The organism is Pseudomonas sp. PSPC3-2, from assembly GCF_049897085.1.
GTDB lineage: Bacteria > Pseudomonadota > Gammaproteobacteria > Pseudomonadales > Pseudomonadaceae > Aquipseudomonas > Aquipseudomonas paraveronii.
The window spans coordinates 91,616-105,960 of the sequence record NZ_JAFCVO010000003.1 but is presented as its reverse complement, the minus strand read 5'-3'; the positions used below and the strand labels follow the sequence as shown (position 1 = coordinate 105,960).

The following is a 14,345-nucleotide window of genomic DNA, read 5'->3' as shown; positions in this document are numbered from 1 at the left end:
AGGAAAGGCCTGACCCCTTTCAATACGCGTTAGAGCAGACGATTCCGCGAAAACGTAGGGACATCCCGCCAGAACTTGGAGGACATAACCTGACGCAACGTAGGAATATATTACGCACCCAGTTAAACCGAGTCTTTACACAGAACCAAAAGGTTGGCTGTCGGACGCATCCGAGCCAACCCTCGCACCACTTCCTACTTCAACCCTGCGCCGGCACGGGTAACGGTGAGGCGAGCAAACGGTTGTCCAGCAGGCCCAAGCCTTCCTGGAACAACTGGTTGCTGCGCTCGGTGTCACCCAACTGGGCCAGCAGGCGTGCCAATTCGGCACACGCCTCGGGGTTGCGCTGCACTTGCAGGCTGCTTTCCAGGTAGTCCCGCGCCTTGCCCCACAGACTGTTTTGCAGACACAGGCGACCCAGGGTCAACAGCAAGCTGGCATCACCTGGATGGTCCTTGAGCCAGCCCTCGGCAAACTTCAACTGGCGGGCCGGGTCACTGCCGCGCAACAGGCCATACAGGCGGATCAGATGGCTGTCATAAGCCCGCTTGATCGCGCTGCGCAACACTTCCTCGGCCTTGGCATCAGCGCCCAACTGGCGCAGTTGCTCGGCGTAGGCCAACACCAATTGCGGCTCCTGGCGTTGGGCGGACGTCAGTTGTTGCCAGGCGCGCTCAAGCGCCTGCAAACCCGCTTCGCCCTGCTCTTCACGCTGGACGGCCAGGCTCAGGTTTTCACCCCAGGCACGGCGCTCCAGCTCGGCCAGTTCGCCGGCCGGCAACACTTTGTCCTTACGCAGCTCAGGCAACAGACGAATCACTGACGACCAATCGCCCCGCTGCTGATGCAAGCGTTGCAACTGGCGCAACACTTGGGCGTTATGGGGATGACGCTCGTGCATGGCCTGCAAGGTGATCAGCGCGCCGTCGGTATCGCCACGGTCCATCTGCAATTGCGCATGGCTCAAGGCAACCGCCAGTTCGGCCTGGGGCTGACGCTCGAGGGCACGCTCCAGCAAACCGTCGCACGCTTCATATCGCCCTTGCTCATTCGCCGCCCGGGCCGCGCCAAGGTAATACAGCAACGGCTGACGTTCGGCTTCGGCGGCACGATGCAGGTGGCGTTCGGCACTGGCCCAGCGGCCTTCGGCGAGGTCCATCTGGCCCTGCTCGATCGCGATCTGCACGCGACGGCTGCGGTTACGCCGCGACCACGGGTTGACCACGCCGCCCGAGGTGCTCAGCAGGCTCAACAGGACACGAATCAGGTAGATCGCCAGGCCGATGACAAACACCGCCACCAGGGTGGCCCACAGGCTCGACTCGTAATGCAGCAGATGGGGATAGGTAATCAGCACGTAGCCTGTGTGTTTCGAAATGCCCACAGCCAGCGCCAGGGCGATCGCAATCGCCAGCACCAGGATCACATAGAAACGCTTCATCGGCTCTACTCCTGGCTCGCCGGCGTGCCAGCCGAAGCCTTGGCTTCGTCGGCAGGCGAGTGACGACGTTCAAGGTATGCCTGCACGGCAGCCAGGCTGGCAGCCAGGTCCGGGGTCACGACCGAGACAGCCTTGGGCTCAAGCTCGGCGATACGCGCCAGCATCGCTTTGCTCTGTGGGTTGTCCTGGTTGAAGTTGTCCTGCAACACGCTGCGCGCCTCACCCAGCGAACGGCTGTACACCGCCGATTCACCATTGAGCGCAGCCCACTGCGCTTGCTCGAGGGCCAGGCTCAGGGCTAGGCGCACCTGGTTCAGGCCTTGGCCGGCGAGCAGCGGGCGAATGTTGTCATCCGGGTTGAAGTCGATGCGGAAGTAACGCGAGAGCTGCTCCCACCATTGGCTCCAGCGGTTTTCCGTATCGGTCGTCGGACGCCCTTGGGGCGCCGGTTCCTGAAGCTGGTATTCCGGCGCGATCGCCGCCAGTTGCACGACTTGATCACGCAAGGCCGCGAGCTGCAGGTACAGCCCGGTACGGTCCGGCTGTTCGGTACTGCGCAACGCGGCAAGGCTCTTGGCCAATTGCTCGCGCGCGGCGTAGGAACCCGGATCGCTCTGCTCGCGAAGAATCTCGTCGGCGCCCTGGACCAGCGACTGCGCGCTGTTGATATCCTGCAGGGCAGACAAGCGCAAACTCGCGAGACGAATCAAGTGTTCGGCTTCAGCCAGGCGCCAGTCCTTGCGGCTGGCTCCCAGCACGGTTTCCAGACGCTGGCCCAAACGCTGCTGGTCGCCCTGCAACTGCGCCACCAGACGGCGGCGCTCTTCCAGCTCGTCCGCACCCGGCAGTTGCGCCAGGCGTGCCGCCAACTGTTGCTGGCTTTGCTTGAGGGTCTGGGACTGGTCGTCGAGGGTCTGTACCTGGCTCAGCTGTTGCTGGCTGCTGGCTTGCAGGGCGCGGACCTGCCAGATCCCCCAGCCGCCGGCGGCAACGCCCGCAGCACCCAGCAGCAAGGCGACGATTGCCAGGCCATTGCCACGGCGCGGCGCGGTGACCGGTGTCTGGCCCGACGCATCGAGCGCGGGCTGAGCTTCATCTTTAGGCAAGGCTGTTTCGCTCACGTATCCATCCTTTGCGTATCAGAGAGTGGGAACGGAATGGCTCCGTAACGCCACTAACAAAGCCGCAGCACTCGCGCCGCGACAATCCACAACTTTTTCTGCGCCAGCGGCCCGCGCTATCTCATAGACTCGCGGGCTGGGCACGAACAGCGGCAGCCGCGCCACCTGTGGCCAATCCGGGCCGGCCAGGGCTTGCAGGTGTAAAAAACCCTGCCCACTGCTGACCACCAGGCCGTTCAAGCGTTCCAACTGGATGCGCTGCATGAGTACCCCCGGGTCGTAGGCCGGAAGAAAACGGCGATACAACTCCAGATAGTCGACACTAGCACCTTGCTCGCGCAAGCGCTCCGCCAGCAGCTCTCGCCCACCCTCGCCGCGCAGGATCAACACCCGTGCATCAGCATGTGCAATAGCCTCGCGCAAGGCGGGCAAGGCAAGCAAGGCCTCGCTGTCGTCGCCGCTGGGGGGATAATGAACGTCCAGGCCCTGTTCGGCGAGGACCTGCGCGGTGGCGGCCCCCACGCTGAACCACGGCAACTGCGGCCAGCGTCGATCCAAGCATTGCACGCCAAGGCGCGCCGCCGGTTTGCTCACCACAATGACCGCGCAATAGCGGCCCAGGTCAGCAAAGACCGCCTGCTGCGCAGGCGTGACCGGCAAGGCTTCGATCTCCAGCAACGGCAGGCTGCTGCTGAAAATCCCGACATCGGACAACGACGCCGCCAACAGCGCAGACTCCTCGGCAGGCCGCGTCAGCAGCACACGCCAATCGGTCACTGCGGGCCGGCCTCGCCGTAGACTTTTTGCAGAATGGCACCGGCGCCCTTGTCCAGCAGCGCTTCGGCGACCTGGATACCCAGCGCCGTCGCATCACGCTGCGGCCCGCGCACTTGCGCGGTGATCAAGTTGCCGCCGTCAGGGTCGCCCACCAGGCCGCGCAGCCACAGGTTTTCCCCTTCAAGCACGGCGTAGCAGGCGATCGGTACCTGGCAGCCACCGTTGAGGTGTTTGTTCAGGGCGCGTTCGGCGGTGACACGGACGTCGGTGTCGTGGTGATCGAGCGGCTTGAGCAAGGCGTGAATTTCACGGTCGGCGGTGCGGCATTCGATGCCCACTGCGCCCTGCCCGCCGGCGGGCAAGCTGTCTTCGACGCTGATGACCGAGGTGATGCGGTCTTCGAAGCCGAGCCGGATCAAACCGGCCGCCGCGAGAATGATCGCGTCATATTCACCGGCATCCAGCTTGGCCAGGCGGGTGTTGACGTTGCCGCGCAGGAAGCGGATCTGCAAATCCGGACGACGCGTCAGCAACTGGGCCTGACGACGCAGGCTGGAGGTGCCGACGATACTGCCCAACGGCAGCTCATCCAGGGACGCATAGGTATTGGACACGAAGGCGTCGCGCGGGTCTTCACGCTCGCAGATGCAAAACAGGCCCAGGCCTTCGGGGAAGTCCATGGGCACGTCTTTCATCGAATGCACGGCGATGTCGGCTTCGTTTTCCAGCAGTGCGGTTTCCAGTTCCTTGACGAACAAACCCTTGCCGCCGATCTTCGACAGCGGCGAGTCCAGCAGCTTGTCGCCGCGACTGACCATGGGCACCAGGGACACCAGGAGACCAGGGTGGGCCTGCTCGAGGCGTGCTTTGACGTATTCGGCCTGCCACAAGGCCAGGGCGCTTTTACGGGTGGCGATGCGGATTTCGCGAGAGGACATGGATCAATCCGTACTGAATAGATACGGGAGATAATAACAGCTCAGGAAAATTCGCTTTGATTTGAATCAGCAAGTGCGGGGCCTCCCTGGCCGCAGCGCACCGCGATCACCGCTACAGCCCTTGCGCTAAAGCTGCTGCATCATCTTGCGCACGCCGGCGACATGGCGCCGGCTAACGATCAAGGCATCGCCGTTAAGCCCTTTCAGGAATAACTGAAAGTGCCCCAGGGGCGTGCGTTGCAGGCGTTCGATGCGCTCACGGGCCACCAGCGCATTGCGGTGGATGCGCACGAAACGGTCGCCAAATTCATCCTCAAGGGCCTTGAGCGGCTCATCAAGCAGCACTTCGCCAGCCTCGTGACGCAGGGTCACGTACTTGTGATCGGCGATGAAGTAGACCACCTGGCTCAGCGGGATCAGCTCGATACCTTTACGGGTGCGCGCACTGATATGGCTGCGCGGCCCGTTACCGCTCTGGGCGGCGGGCTGGGTCAGGGCGGCAAGCTGGATGCGATTGGGGCGCTCGGCCTTTTTCAGCGCCTTGAGCAACGCCTCGGCAGTCACCGGTTTGACCAGGAAACTGACACCGCTGGCTTCCAGGGTTTCGGCAGGGAACTCTTCCTCGGCGGCACACAACACCACGGCGGGTGGCGATTCGCGCTCGCTCAGGCGGGCGGCGACTTGCAGGCCATCCAGGCCCGGCATGCGGATATCGAGCAGCACCACATCCGGCTTGAGGCTGTCGATCAACGTCAACGCCTCCTCGCCCGTGGCGGCGCTCGGTTCAAGGACTGTATAACCCTCGAGCTCACTGACCAGACGGCTCAGTCGCTCGCGGGCTTGGGGTTCGTCATCAACGATCAGGACATTCATATTGCGCTGGATTCCTGCGTGAGTCTCGCACAAGGATAGCGTAGACAGGTGCGGTGACGTGCGTCACAGCGATCCACGCTAAGACTAGCGCGAGCGGCAAAAAGTGCCCCGAGAGCGACACTCATATTTATCCGGACCTGTTCAATAGCGCCCAAAACCTGCCGCCCTTGGGCATCGTCGTAGGGTTTGCTGATACACAATCCGAATACCCCCCTTGTTTAATGGTAGTCAGGGTTATGACCGCATCACCTGACTTTGGTGCATTCACACACTATCAGTCCAACTGTAGACGCTCGCCGAGACGACATTGCTCATTCGTCAAATATCGTTTCAATAAGCACCTTTGCCCAGTCTCTTCCCGGACGCGGTCGGCGGCAAGGCACTTAGCCATCCTTTGCACAAATAAAAATGCCGACCACCCACAGCACCGCCTCCACGGGCAACCCTGTTATTATCGGCGTCACACCTCCACGCCTCTTTTAAGCAGATCACGAGCGAATCCATGAGCACCGACAAGACCAACCAGTCCTGGGGCGGCCGCTTCAGTGAACCCGTCGACGCCTTCGTCGCCCGCTTCACCGCCTCCGTCACCTTCGACCAGCGCCTGTACCGCCACGACATCATGGGCTCGATCGCCCACGCCACGATGCTGGCCAAGGTCGGCGTGCTGACCGACGCCGAGCGCGACAGCATCATCGACGGCCTGACCACCATCCGTGGGGAGATCGAAGCCGGTACGTTCGACTGGCGCGTCGATCTGGAAGACGTGCACATGAACATCGAGGCCCGCCTCACCGATCGCATCGGCGTGACCGGCAAGAAACTGCACACCGGGCGCAGCCGTAACGACCAAGTGGCCACCGATATCCGCCTGTGGCTGCGTGACGAAATCGACCTGATCCTGGCCGAAATCACCCGCCTGCAAAAAGGTTTGCTGGAACAGGCCGAGCGTGAATCGGACACTATCATGCCCGGCTTCACCCACCTGCAGACCGCACAGCCCGTGACCTTCGGCCACCACTTGCTGGCCTGGTTCGAAATGCTCAGCCGCGATTACGAGCGCCTGGTGGATTGCCGCAAGCGCGCCAACCGCATGCCATTGGGCAGCGCCGCACTGGCGGGCACCACGTACCCGATCGACCGCGAGTACACCGCACAACTGCTGGGTTTTGACGCCGTAGGCGGCAACTCCCTGGACGGTGTGTCGGACCGCGACTTCGCTATCGAATTCTGCGCCGCCGCCAGTATCGCGATGATGCACCTGTCGCGCTTCTCCGAAGAACTGGTGCTGTGGACCAGCGCGCAATTCCAGTTCATCGACCTGCCCGACCGCTTCTGCACCGGCAGCTCGATCATGCCGCAAAAGAAAAACCCCGACGTGCCCGAGCTGGTACGTGGCAAGAGCGGCCGCGTATTCGGCGCGCTGATGGGCCTGCTGACCCTGATGAAAGGCCAACCCCTGGCCTACAACAAGGACAACCAGGAAGACAAGGAACCGCTGTTCGACGCTGCCGACACCCTGCGCGATTCGCTACGTGCCTTTGCCGACATGATCCCGGCGATCAAGCCCAAGCACGCGATCATGCGGGAAGCGGCGCTGCGCGGGTTCTCCACTGCGACCGACCTGGCTGACTACCTGGTACGCCGTGGCCTGCCGTTCCGTGACTGCCACGAAATCGTCGGCCATGCCGTGAAATACGGCGTGGAAAGCGGCAAGGACCTGGCGGAAATGAGCCTGGAAGAACTGCGCAAATTCAGCGACCAGATCGAGCAGGACGTGTTTGCTGTGCTGACCCTGGAAGGCTCGGTGAATGCCCGCGACCATATCGGCGGCACTGCGCCGGGGCAGGTAAAAGCCGCCGTCGTGCGCGGCCAGGCACTGCTCGCCAGCCGCTAAAAGCATCAATGTGGGAGGGGCAAGCCCCCTCCCACATTGCTTACTTCTTCGCCGCCATCATCGCCATGAACGCCGGCATCGCCGCTTCCCTGTCCGCCGCCACCTTCATGGCGTTAGGCATGGCATGCAAGCGCTGCAGCAACGCCTTCGCCTCCGGCAATTCTGCCAGCAGATCCAGGCCAAACAGTTTCTCGCCCACGCCGCAGGCGAGGTTCAGGCTGTACATGAAATACAGATCGGCAATCGTAAAGCTCTCCCCAGCGACATAGGGCGCGAACTTGCCGTGCCGAGCTAAAGACCCCACCCCCAGCAGCAACTCGGCCCGGGCTTTGTCCTTGATCGCCTCCGGCACCGGCATGCCGAAAAACGCTTCAGCGAAACAGGCACGGGCGGGTAGCTCGATGTACAGCTCGATTTCCCTGCACAATGCCAGCACCTGGGCGCGCTGAAACGGCTCCGCCGGCAACAGTGCAGTGCCTTCCTGGGTTTGCTCGATGTATTCGAGGATCACACTGGTTTCGTTGATAAAGCCCTGTTTGACACCCAGCACCGGCACCTTGCCCCGCGGGCTGACCGCCAGGGCTGCGGGCGTTTGCCCGGCAAAAAAAGGCACCTCTTCGAACGTCAGGCCTTTCTCCAAGAGCGCCAGCTTGACCATGTTGTAGTAGTTGCTGACCGAAAATCCGTACAGTTTGAGCATCGCAAAGCCTCCAGGCCGTGTGCGGGGTTGGCTGCATGAGTTATAGATCGGCCCGACCAACCTGGCTAGCAGCATCACCTGCCTGAATGGAGGTAGACTGGCGCCCTTTCCTTGAGGAGCCTGCCATGAGCGAGCCGACCGATATCGACAACGACGAAGAAGAGTTCACCGAAAGCACGCTGACCCAGGCCATCGAAAACCAGATCGAAAGCGACAATCCGCCTGCCGCCAAGGCCACGCTCAACAAGCTGACGCTGGTGGGTTACGAGCGCGAAGAGATTTTGAATCTGATGGCCCATGTGCTGGCAGTGGAAATCGACAAGATGCTCGACGAAGACCGCGCCTTCGATACCGACTGGTATGAAACAGCCTTGCGCGCGCTGCCCGAACTGCCGCCTGAAAACGCCTGAACCGGCCGCCCGCGTGGCCGGGAAGCCTGCTTCCTCGCCACAACACTGCGCCATATCAACACCCGCGAGTTTCCCACTGGACAGCCCGTCAAAGTACGTTCACCTTAGGGCCTGCTAGCCTCTAACAAATTCTTAGAAAGTCTGGAGTCCCTATGTCGTATACCCCTGAGTTGGTTGCCGAACTGGAAATCCTTGCACTCTTCAACCTGGGCAGCTCCCAGGAAGGTCTGAAAGTCCATCAGACTGCCGCACCGACCGCTATCGCAGCCGCCAAACGCCTGTTCGAGAAAAAACTGATCGACCAACCGGACGGAGGCTACCTGACCAGCCTTGGCCGGGACGCCGCAGAACAAGCCCAATCCCTGCTGACCATCCTGACCACCACCACGACCAAAGAAGCTGCCTGATTCCGGATATCGCCCATGGGGTCCGCCTGCCGCGGATTCCTAGGGCGTTGCCGTGGACTGGATAAAATTCTGACGCCAAAAAGCGCTTCCCCCTCTAAACCTCCTACGCTTCTGACTGTAAACTCCTACACGGCCGCCCATGTCGGGCCTTGCGCGCCACCGAGTTCGACATGACCCGCACCCATGAAATCCGCCCCGACTTGGACGAAGGCATCGACCGCAAGGTGCTGGCCCAGTTGCGCGCGCGCTTCATGGCGCTGAACGAAGGGCGTATGGCCAGGGCCATCGAAGGGCTGACGCCGCGTCAGCAAAGCGTATTGACCCTGCTGCCGCTGTTTTTTCACGTTAATCACCCGCTGTTGCCCGGTTACGTGTCAGGCAGCACCCCGGCCGGGCTGTCGAATTTCGAACCCGACGCCCAGGCCCTGAGCGAAGCCCAACGCCTGACCCGTTCGTTTTCCTACAAACCGCGCCACGGCAAACCGCCGCAGCCGATCCATGGCCTGTTCCTGATGGGCAGCCTCGGCACCCTGGCCCAGGCCGATCAAAGCGACATGGACGTGTGGGTATGTCACGCCCCCGACCTGGGCGAGAACGAACTGGTCGAGCTGCGCAAGAAATGCCAGTTACTCGAAGCCTGGGCTCTGAGCATGGGTGCCGAAGCGCATTTTTTCCTGATCGAGCCGAGCCGTTTTGTATTGGGCGAGCGCGACACGCAACTGAGCTCCGACGACTGCGGTACAACCCAGCACTATTTGTTGCTGGATGAGTTCTATCGCACCGCGATCTGGCTCGCCGGCCGCACGCCGATCTGGTGGCTGGTGCCGGTGTACGAAGAAACCCGCTACGCCCAGTTCACCCACACGCTGATTTCCAAACGCTTTATTCGCGCCGATGAAACCCTCGACCTCGGTCATCTGGCGCGCATCCCACCCGGCGAATTCATTGGCGCCGGGCTGTGGCAACTGTTCAAGGGCATCGAATCGCCCTACAAGTCGCTGCTCAAGCTGCTGCTGACCGAGGTCTACGCCAGCGAGCACCCGAATGTGCAGTGCCTGAGCCTGCGCTTCAAACGGGCGGTGTTCGCCAACAAGATGGACCTGGACGAGCTGGACCCGTATGTCGTGGTCTATCGCCGCATCGAGGAGTACCTCAACGCGCGCAACGAGCCGGAACGCCTGGAACTGGTAAGGCGCGCACTGTATTTGAAGGTCAACCGCAAGCTCAGCGCCGGCCAGCGCACCCTCGGCTGGCAGCACCTGTTGCTGGAGCGCCTGGCCCGTGAATGGGGCTGGGACCCGCGTCAACTGGCCCTGCTCGACAGCCGCAGCCAGTGGAAAGTGCGCCAGGTGGCCTCCGAGCGACGCGCCCTGGTCAATGAGCTGAACTACAGCTATCGCTTCCTGACCCAGTTCGCCCGCACCGAGCAGACCGTCAGCCTGATCAATAAGCGCGACCTCAATGTGCTTGGCCGCCGTCTCTATGCGGCGTTTGAACGCAAGGCTGGCAAGGTCGAGTTCATCAACCCCGGCATCGCCCCGGACCTGGCCGAAGACACCCTAACCCTGGTGCAATCCCCCAACCGCAAGGAACCAGACCAGCATCATTGGGGGCTATACAACGGCAGCCTCACCGCTCTGGAATCGGAGCACTTCGCGCCGATCAAGCGCAGCCGCGACCTGCTGGAAATGCTCACCTGGTGCCACCGCAACGGCGTGATCGACAGCAGCACCCGCCTAGCGCTGCACCCGGGCGTCAGCGACATGACCGAATTCGAACTGTTCAACCTGCTGGGCAGCCTGCAACAGACCATCGCCCTGCCCCTGGCCAGCGTCGATGAAGATCGTCTGCTGCGCTCGGCGGTGCCGGAAGAGGTGTTGCTGCTGATCAACGTCGGCGTCGACCCGCTCAAGCACCACCGCGACCTGAACATCCTGATGACCACCGAGCGCACCGACTCGCTGAGTTACGCCGGCGTGCGTGACAACCTGGTGCTGACCCTCGATCAGGTCACGCTCAACAGTTGGAACGAGGTGATGGTCAGTCGCTACGACGGCCCCCATGCCCTGCTCGATTGCCTGCGCGACTACCTCAACCAATTGCCGTCGGACCACCTTCCACGCCTGCGGGTGCGCTGCTTCTGCCACAACCGCGCGCAGTTCATTGCCCGGCGCGTGGAAGAAATCTTCGACACCGCGCAGAACCTGCTGCTGGGCCAGGGCAACCATCGCTACCTGCTGCAGGTGCAGCAGCACTATCACGTGATGGAGCTGATGCCAGGCCAGGCTACCCACGTATCACTGGCGACGCAGGACGCGCTGATCGCCTACCTCAGCGAAGAACTGGCCAGCTACAGCCCATTGCACCTGGACGCGATGGCCCTGGAAGACCACGACCTGGCGCTGCTGCTACCGATGGGAATGGCCAATTGCGTGCAGGTGTTTTACCGGGTCAACGAAGGCTTCGCCGAGCTGTACGTGCTGGATGAGTTCAATGCGCTCTGGCAACAACGCTTGCCGTTCCACGATGAACAGAGCCTGTTGGCGCCGTTGCAGCGCTTTCTGCAGTCGATCATCTATCGCCGGGACGCGTTGTCGCCCGTGGACCCGCAAGAACCGCTGGGCGCGGTGCAAACCCTGTATTACCAACTGCTGCCATCGGGCAGCAACCGCGCACGCAGCATCGAGTCTCGGCCGGCGCCGCAAAACCCGGCCAACAAGCCGTTTTATGACGTGCAGGCGATTATCGGCAAGGCGACGCCGGGCCAGGTGGGGATTACCCTGTACTGCAATCAGCGGGAATTTTCCGAACTGGAGTTTGGCGACCAGCTGTTTGCAGTGGTCGCCCAGGAGATCGTCGGGCAGCGCCGGGAAACCGAGCGCTACCGCTGCTATATCACTGATCTGGACCTGTCGGGTCTGCTCGGTGATGTGCACAGCCCGAGCAATTTGTACCTGCGTTACAAGGCCGAGCTGGAACAGGCGCTCAATGAAGCGCTGAGCCGGACCTAGAGCGAGAACGCACCGCCGTCTTTGGGCTGGTTTTCTACACTGAGCAGTTCGAGCTTGAGGGTTTTGCCGCCGGGCGCAGGCCAGTCGATGTGCTGGCCCACTTTGAGGCCGAGCAACGCGCTGCCCACCGGCGCCAGGATCGAAATCTTGCCTGCGTCGGCATTCGCATCCTTGGGGTAAACCAGGGTCAGGTGATAGTCCTTCCCGCTGCCTTGCTCGCGGCAATGCACGCTGGAGTTCATGGTCACGACATCTGCAGGCACTTCATCGTGGCCAACCACTTCTTCGGCGCGGTCGAGTTCGTGTTGCAGGGCTTCTACGCCCGGCGAGTTTTCGCCGACACGGTCGATCAGTTGCTCAAGACGCTGCACGTCGAGACGGGTAAGAATGATGGAAGGTGCGGTCATGATTCAGGCAGACTCCTTTTTTCTGCACAAAAAAGCAAAACCCCGCCAGGAAAAGGCGGGGTTCTCACGGACCTCGATGAGTTGAGGTGTACCCGGACACTACCACAGCACCGTAAATAAACAAGAAGGGCTCAAGGCGCGACTTTGCGCCGCTCGGCTTGGGCCACGATCACTCGCCGCCGCTGATCGTCGGCGGAGCGCCATTCACGGATGTCTTCCACATGGCGAAAGCAGCCAAGGCAGACTTTTTGCTCGTCCAGCCGACACAAGCTGATACAAGGTGACGGCACCGCCGCGCTGACATTACTGAACAACGGCTTGGGCGGACGTACAGGCGCTGGCTGGTTCACGATCAGTTCTCGTCGGGGTTCAGCTCATCGAAGCCCAACTCGACGCCGGCCTGTTCCAGCGTGATGCGCGCGAGCATTTCGCTGAGCAGCTCATCGCTGGTGTCGCACTGCCAATTGCGGTCTTCTTCGTTGTAATCGAAGTGAAAACCGCCGGAGCGTGCCGCCAGCCACAGTTGGCGCAACGGTTCCTGGCGACTGAAGATCAGTTGAGTGCCGTTCTCGAACTTGACGGTCAGCACCCCGGCCGAGTTTTCCAGGTCCACATCCAGGCCGCTCTCGTCGAAAATATCTTCCAGCGCGTGCTGGGTCGAATCCACCAGGTCGTGAAAACGGGCTTCGGTCAAACTCATTGCGGCAACCTCAAAAGTGTCTGGTTTTGCTCAAGCGCCGCACGATACGGTCGCGCTCCGCCGATTGCAAAGGATACCGAGTTCGTTACCGATGACGGTAAGAAATATCCCCGACTACCGTAAGCCGCTTCGCTACTGTCTCGGCAAACCCCCGCCGGACGGGTATTTCGGTGCATAGGCAAGCTGGCGGGTGGTCGGTATACTCGGGCGCAATTAATGCATATTCAAGGATTTCGCCATGAAGCGCCTGATCTCTTCCCTTGCTGCGCTCGTCGCGGTCGCTTGCCTCGTTAGTGCCTGTGGTCAAAAAGGCCCGCTGTACCTGCCTGATGACAGCAAAGACCCAAATGAACAGGCGCAATCGTCGCAGAAACCACAAAAAGCGCACAAGCACGACACTTACTAAGGGAAACCCATGGACGCTTTTAACTACCGGAACGGCGAGCTGTTCGCGGAAGGCGTGGCGCTGTCCGCAATTGCCGAGCGCTTTGGCACCCCGACCTATGTGTACTCGCGCGCGCATATCGAAGCCCAATATCGCGCCTTCACCGACCCGTTGAACGGCGTGCCGCACCTGGTGTGCTACGCGGTCAAGGCCAACTCCAACCTGGGCGTGCTCAATGTCCTGGCGCGTCTGGGCGCCGGTTTCGACATTGTCTCCCGTGGCGAGCTGGAACGGGTTCTGGCCGCTGGCGGCCAGGCTGACAAAATCGTCTTCTCCGGCGTCGGCAAGAGCCGCGAAGACATACGCCGCGCCCTGGAAGTCGGCGTGCATTGCTTCAACGTCGAATCCACCGACGAACTGGAGCGCCTGCAAGTCGTCGCTGCCGAGATGGGCGTTCGCGCGCCGATCTCCCTGCGCGTCAACCCGGACGTCGACGCCGGCACCCACCCGTACATTTCCACCGGTCTCAAAGAGAACAAGTTCGGCATCGCCATCGCCGACGCCGAGGACGTGTACATCCGCGCCGCCCAACTGCCGAACCTGGAAGTGCTGGGTGTCGACTGCCATATCGGCTCGCAACTCACCACCCTGCCTCCGTTCCTGGATGCCCTCGACCGCCTGCTGGCGCTGACCGACCGCCTCGGCGAGTGCGGCATCTACCTGCAGCACATCGACCTCGGTGGCGGCGTGGGCGTGCAGTATCGCGATGAAGAGCCGCCGCTGATCGGCGACTACATCAAGGCCGTGCGCGAACGCCTGGAAGGCCGCGACCTAACGCTGATGTTCGAGCCGGGCCGCTACATCGTCGCCAACGCCGGCGTGCTGCTGACCCAGGTCGAGTACCTCAAGCACACCGAGTACAAGGATTTCGCCATCGTCGACGCGGCGATGAACGACCTGATCCGCCCGGCGCTGTACCAGGCCTGGATGAATGTCACTGCCGTAACGCCTCGCGACAGCGAAGCGCGCGCCTATGACGTCGTCGGCCCGATCTGCGAAACCGGCGACTTCCTGGCCAAGGATCGTCAGTTGGCCCTGGAAGAAGGCGACCTGCTGGCCATTCATTCGGCCGGTGCCTACGGGTTTGTCATGAGTTCCAACTACAACACCCGCGGACGTGCCGCCGAGGTGCTGGTGGACGGTGATCAAGCGTTTGAAGTGCGTCGCCGCGAGACGGTAGCCGAGTTGTATGCTGGCGAAAGCCTGCTGCCGGAGTAA

General features: G+C 61.9%; 15 protein-coding genes and 1 pseudogene. 6 read left to right on the top strand and 10 right to left on the bottom strand.

Annotated elements, in window-relative coordinates:
* Positions 1-199: 199 nt before the first annotated feature.
* From ACP7CJ_RS07160 to ACP7CJ_RS07135, 6 genes and pseudogenes are all read right to left on the bottom strand, one after another.
* Positions 200-1,441, bottom strand: coding sequence for a heme biosynthesis protein HemY (locus tag ACP7CJ_RS07160; RefSeq protein ID WP_276195401.1), 1,242 nt, complete (start codon positions 1,439-1,441; stop codon positions 200-202).
* A 5-nt stretch (positions 1,442-1,446) separates the two neighbouring features.
* Positions 1,447-2,562 (bottom strand): uroporphyrinogen-III C-methyltransferase, encoded by a 1,116-nt coding sequence (locus ACP7CJ_RS07155; protein ID WP_276195402.1) that lies wholly within the window; start codon positions 2,560-2,562, stop codon positions 1,447-1,449.
* Between the two features lie 18 nt (positions 2,563-2,580).
* On the bottom strand, positions 2,581-3,339 hold the full coding sequence (locus ACP7CJ_RS07150) for a uroporphyrinogen-III synthase (RefSeq protein WP_426099920.1): 759 nt from the start codon (positions 3,337-3,339) through the stop codon (positions 2,581-2,583).
* A complete protein-coding gene (hemC, locus tag ACP7CJ_RS07145; protein ID WP_276195404.1) occupies positions 3,336-4,277 on the bottom strand; it encodes a hydroxymethylbilane synthase in 942 nt (313 codons plus the stop codon). Before hemC ends, ACP7CJ_RS07150 begins: the two co-directional genes overlap by 4 nt.
* A 126-nt stretch (positions 4,278-4,403) precedes the next feature.
* Entirely contained in the window at positions 4,404-5,150 is a 747-nt protein-coding gene (locus ACP7CJ_RS07140) for a LytR/AlgR family response regulator transcription factor (protein ID WP_253400091.1), read from the bottom strand.
* Positions 5,147-5,263 (bottom strand): annotated as a pseudogene (locus ACP7CJ_RS07135) (sensor histidine kinase); the annotation flags it as partial. The pseudogene ACP7CJ_RS07135 and the gene ACP7CJ_RS07140, both read right to left, overlap by 4 nt.
* A gap of 389 nt (positions 5,264-5,652) precedes the next feature.
* Here ACP7CJ_RS07135 and argH point away from each other — a divergent pair.
* Complete coding sequence (gene argH, locus ACP7CJ_RS07130; RefSeq protein ID WP_276195405.1) at positions 5,653-7,047, top strand: argininosuccinate lyase; 1,395 nt, start codon at positions 5,653-5,655, stop codon at positions 7,045-7,047.
* A gap of 40 nt (positions 7,048-7,087) precedes the next feature.
* On the opposite strand, the gene ACP7CJ_RS07125 is transcribed toward argH, so the two are convergent.
* Positions 7,088-7,747, bottom strand: a complete 660-nt coding sequence (locus ACP7CJ_RS07125; RefSeq protein ID WP_426099919.1) for a glutathione S-transferase family protein — start codon at positions 7,745-7,747, stop codon at positions 7,088-7,090.
* Between the two features lie 125 nt (positions 7,748-7,872).
* On the opposite strand from ACP7CJ_RS07125, the gene ACP7CJ_RS07120 reads away from it, so the two are divergent.
* From ACP7CJ_RS07120 to ACP7CJ_RS07110, 3 genes are all read left to right on the top strand, one after another.
* Complete coding sequence (locus tag ACP7CJ_RS07120; protein ID WP_426099918.1) at positions 7,873-8,157, top strand: hypothetical protein; 285 nt, start codon at positions 7,873-7,875, stop codon at positions 8,155-8,157.
* A gap of 152 nt (positions 8,158-8,309) precedes the next feature.
* Positions 8,310-8,564, top strand: a complete 255-nt coding sequence (locus tag ACP7CJ_RS07115; protein WP_247401881.1) for a TIGR02647 family protein — start codon at positions 8,310-8,312, stop codon at positions 8,562-8,564.
* Positions 8,565-8,734: 170 nt separating this feature from the next.
* Positions 8,735-11,575: a class I adenylate cyclase gene (locus ACP7CJ_RS07110; RefSeq protein ID WP_426099917.1), complete on the top strand. Its 2,841-nt coding sequence runs from the start codon at positions 8,735-8,737 to the stop codon at positions 11,573-11,575.
* Here ACP7CJ_RS07110 and rnk read toward each other — a convergent pair.
* From rnk to cyaY, 3 genes are all read right to left on the bottom strand, one after another.
* The gene (rnk, locus tag ACP7CJ_RS07105; RefSeq protein ID WP_247401875.1) at positions 11,572-11,982 is read right to left on the bottom strand and encodes a nucleoside diphosphate kinase regulator; all 411 of its coding nucleotides are present in this window, start codon (positions 11,980-11,982) and stop codon (positions 11,572-11,574) included. The two genes, ACP7CJ_RS07110 and rnk, sit on opposite strands and share 4 nt — an antisense overlap.
* Positions 11,983-12,113: 131 nt before the next feature.
* Positions 12,114-12,332 (bottom strand): DUF1289 domain-containing protein, encoded by a 219-nt coding sequence (locus ACP7CJ_RS07100; protein WP_247401872.1) that lies wholly within the window; start codon positions 12,330-12,332, stop codon positions 12,114-12,116.
* 2 nt (positions 12,333-12,334) lie between these two features.
* Complete coding sequence (gene cyaY / locus ACP7CJ_RS07095; protein WP_276195410.1) at positions 12,335-12,682, bottom strand: iron donor protein CyaY; 348 nt, start codon at positions 12,680-12,682, stop codon at positions 12,335-12,337.
* 238 nt (positions 12,683-12,920) lie between these two features.
* On the opposite strand from cyaY, the gene lptM reads away from it, so the two are divergent.
* Both lptM and lysA read left to right on the top strand, forming a co-directional pair.
* Positions 12,921-13,088 carry an LPS translocon maturation chaperone LptM gene (gene lptM / locus ACP7CJ_RS07090; protein WP_048723727.1) on the top strand — a complete coding sequence of 56 codons (168 nt, stop codon included), beginning with the start codon at positions 12,921-12,923 and terminating at the stop codon, positions 13,086-13,088.
* Between the two features lie 9 nt (positions 13,089-13,097).
* A complete protein-coding gene (gene lysA / locus ACP7CJ_RS07085) occupies positions 13,098-14,345 on the top strand; it encodes a diaminopimelate decarboxylase (protein WP_426099916.1) in 1,248 nt (415 codons plus the stop codon).

What these genes read in the sequence shown, in the direction of transcription:
- ACP7CJ_RS07140 (WP_253400091.1), bottom strand. Translation starts at nt 5,150, where the DNA reads ATGAATGTCCTGATCGTTGATGACGAACCCCAAGCCCGCGAGCGACTG.
- hemC (WP_276195404.1), bottom strand. Translation starts at nt 4,277, where the DNA reads ATGTCCTCTCGCGAAATCCGCATCGCCACCCGTAAAAGCGCCCTGGCC.
- ACP7CJ_RS07115 (WP_247401881.1), top strand. Translation starts at nt 8,310, where the DNA reads ATGTCGTATACCCCTGAGTTGGTTGCCGAACTGGAAATCCTTGCACTC.
- argH (WP_276195405.1), top strand. Translation starts at nt 5,653, where the DNA reads ATGAGCACCGACAAGACCAACCAGTCCTGGGGCGGCCGCTTCAGTGAA.
- lptM (WP_048723727.1), top strand. Translation starts at nt 12,921, where the DNA reads ATGAAGCGCCTGATCTCTTCCCTTGCTGCGCTCGTCGCGGTCGCTTGC.
- ACP7CJ_RS07160 (WP_276195401.1), bottom strand. Translation starts at nt 1,441, where the DNA reads ATGAAGCGTTTCTATGTGATCCTGGTGCTGGCGATTGCGATCGCCCTG.
- rnk (WP_247401875.1), bottom strand. Translation starts at nt 11,982, where the DNA reads ATGACCGCACCTTCCATCATTCTTACCCGTCTCGACGTGCAGCGTCTT.
- cyaY (WP_276195410.1), bottom strand. Translation starts at nt 12,682, where the DNA reads ATGAGTTTGACCGAAGCCCGTTTTCACGACCTGGTGGATTCGACCCAG.
- ACP7CJ_RS07120 (WP_426099918.1), top strand. Translation starts at nt 7,873, where the DNA reads ATGAGCGAGCCGACCGATATCGACAACGACGAAGAAGAGTTCACCGAA.
- lysA (WP_426099916.1), top strand. Translation starts at nt 13,098, where the DNA reads ATGGACGCTTTTAACTACCGGAACGGCGAGCTGTTCGCGGAAGGCGTG.
- ACP7CJ_RS07110 (WP_426099917.1), top strand. Translation starts at nt 8,735, where the DNA reads ATGACCCGCACCCATGAAATCCGCCCCGACTTGGACGAAGGCATCGAC.
- ACP7CJ_RS07125 (WP_426099919.1), bottom strand. Translation starts at nt 7,747, where the DNA reads ATGCTCAAACTGTACGGATTTTCGGTCAGCAACTACTACAACATGGTC.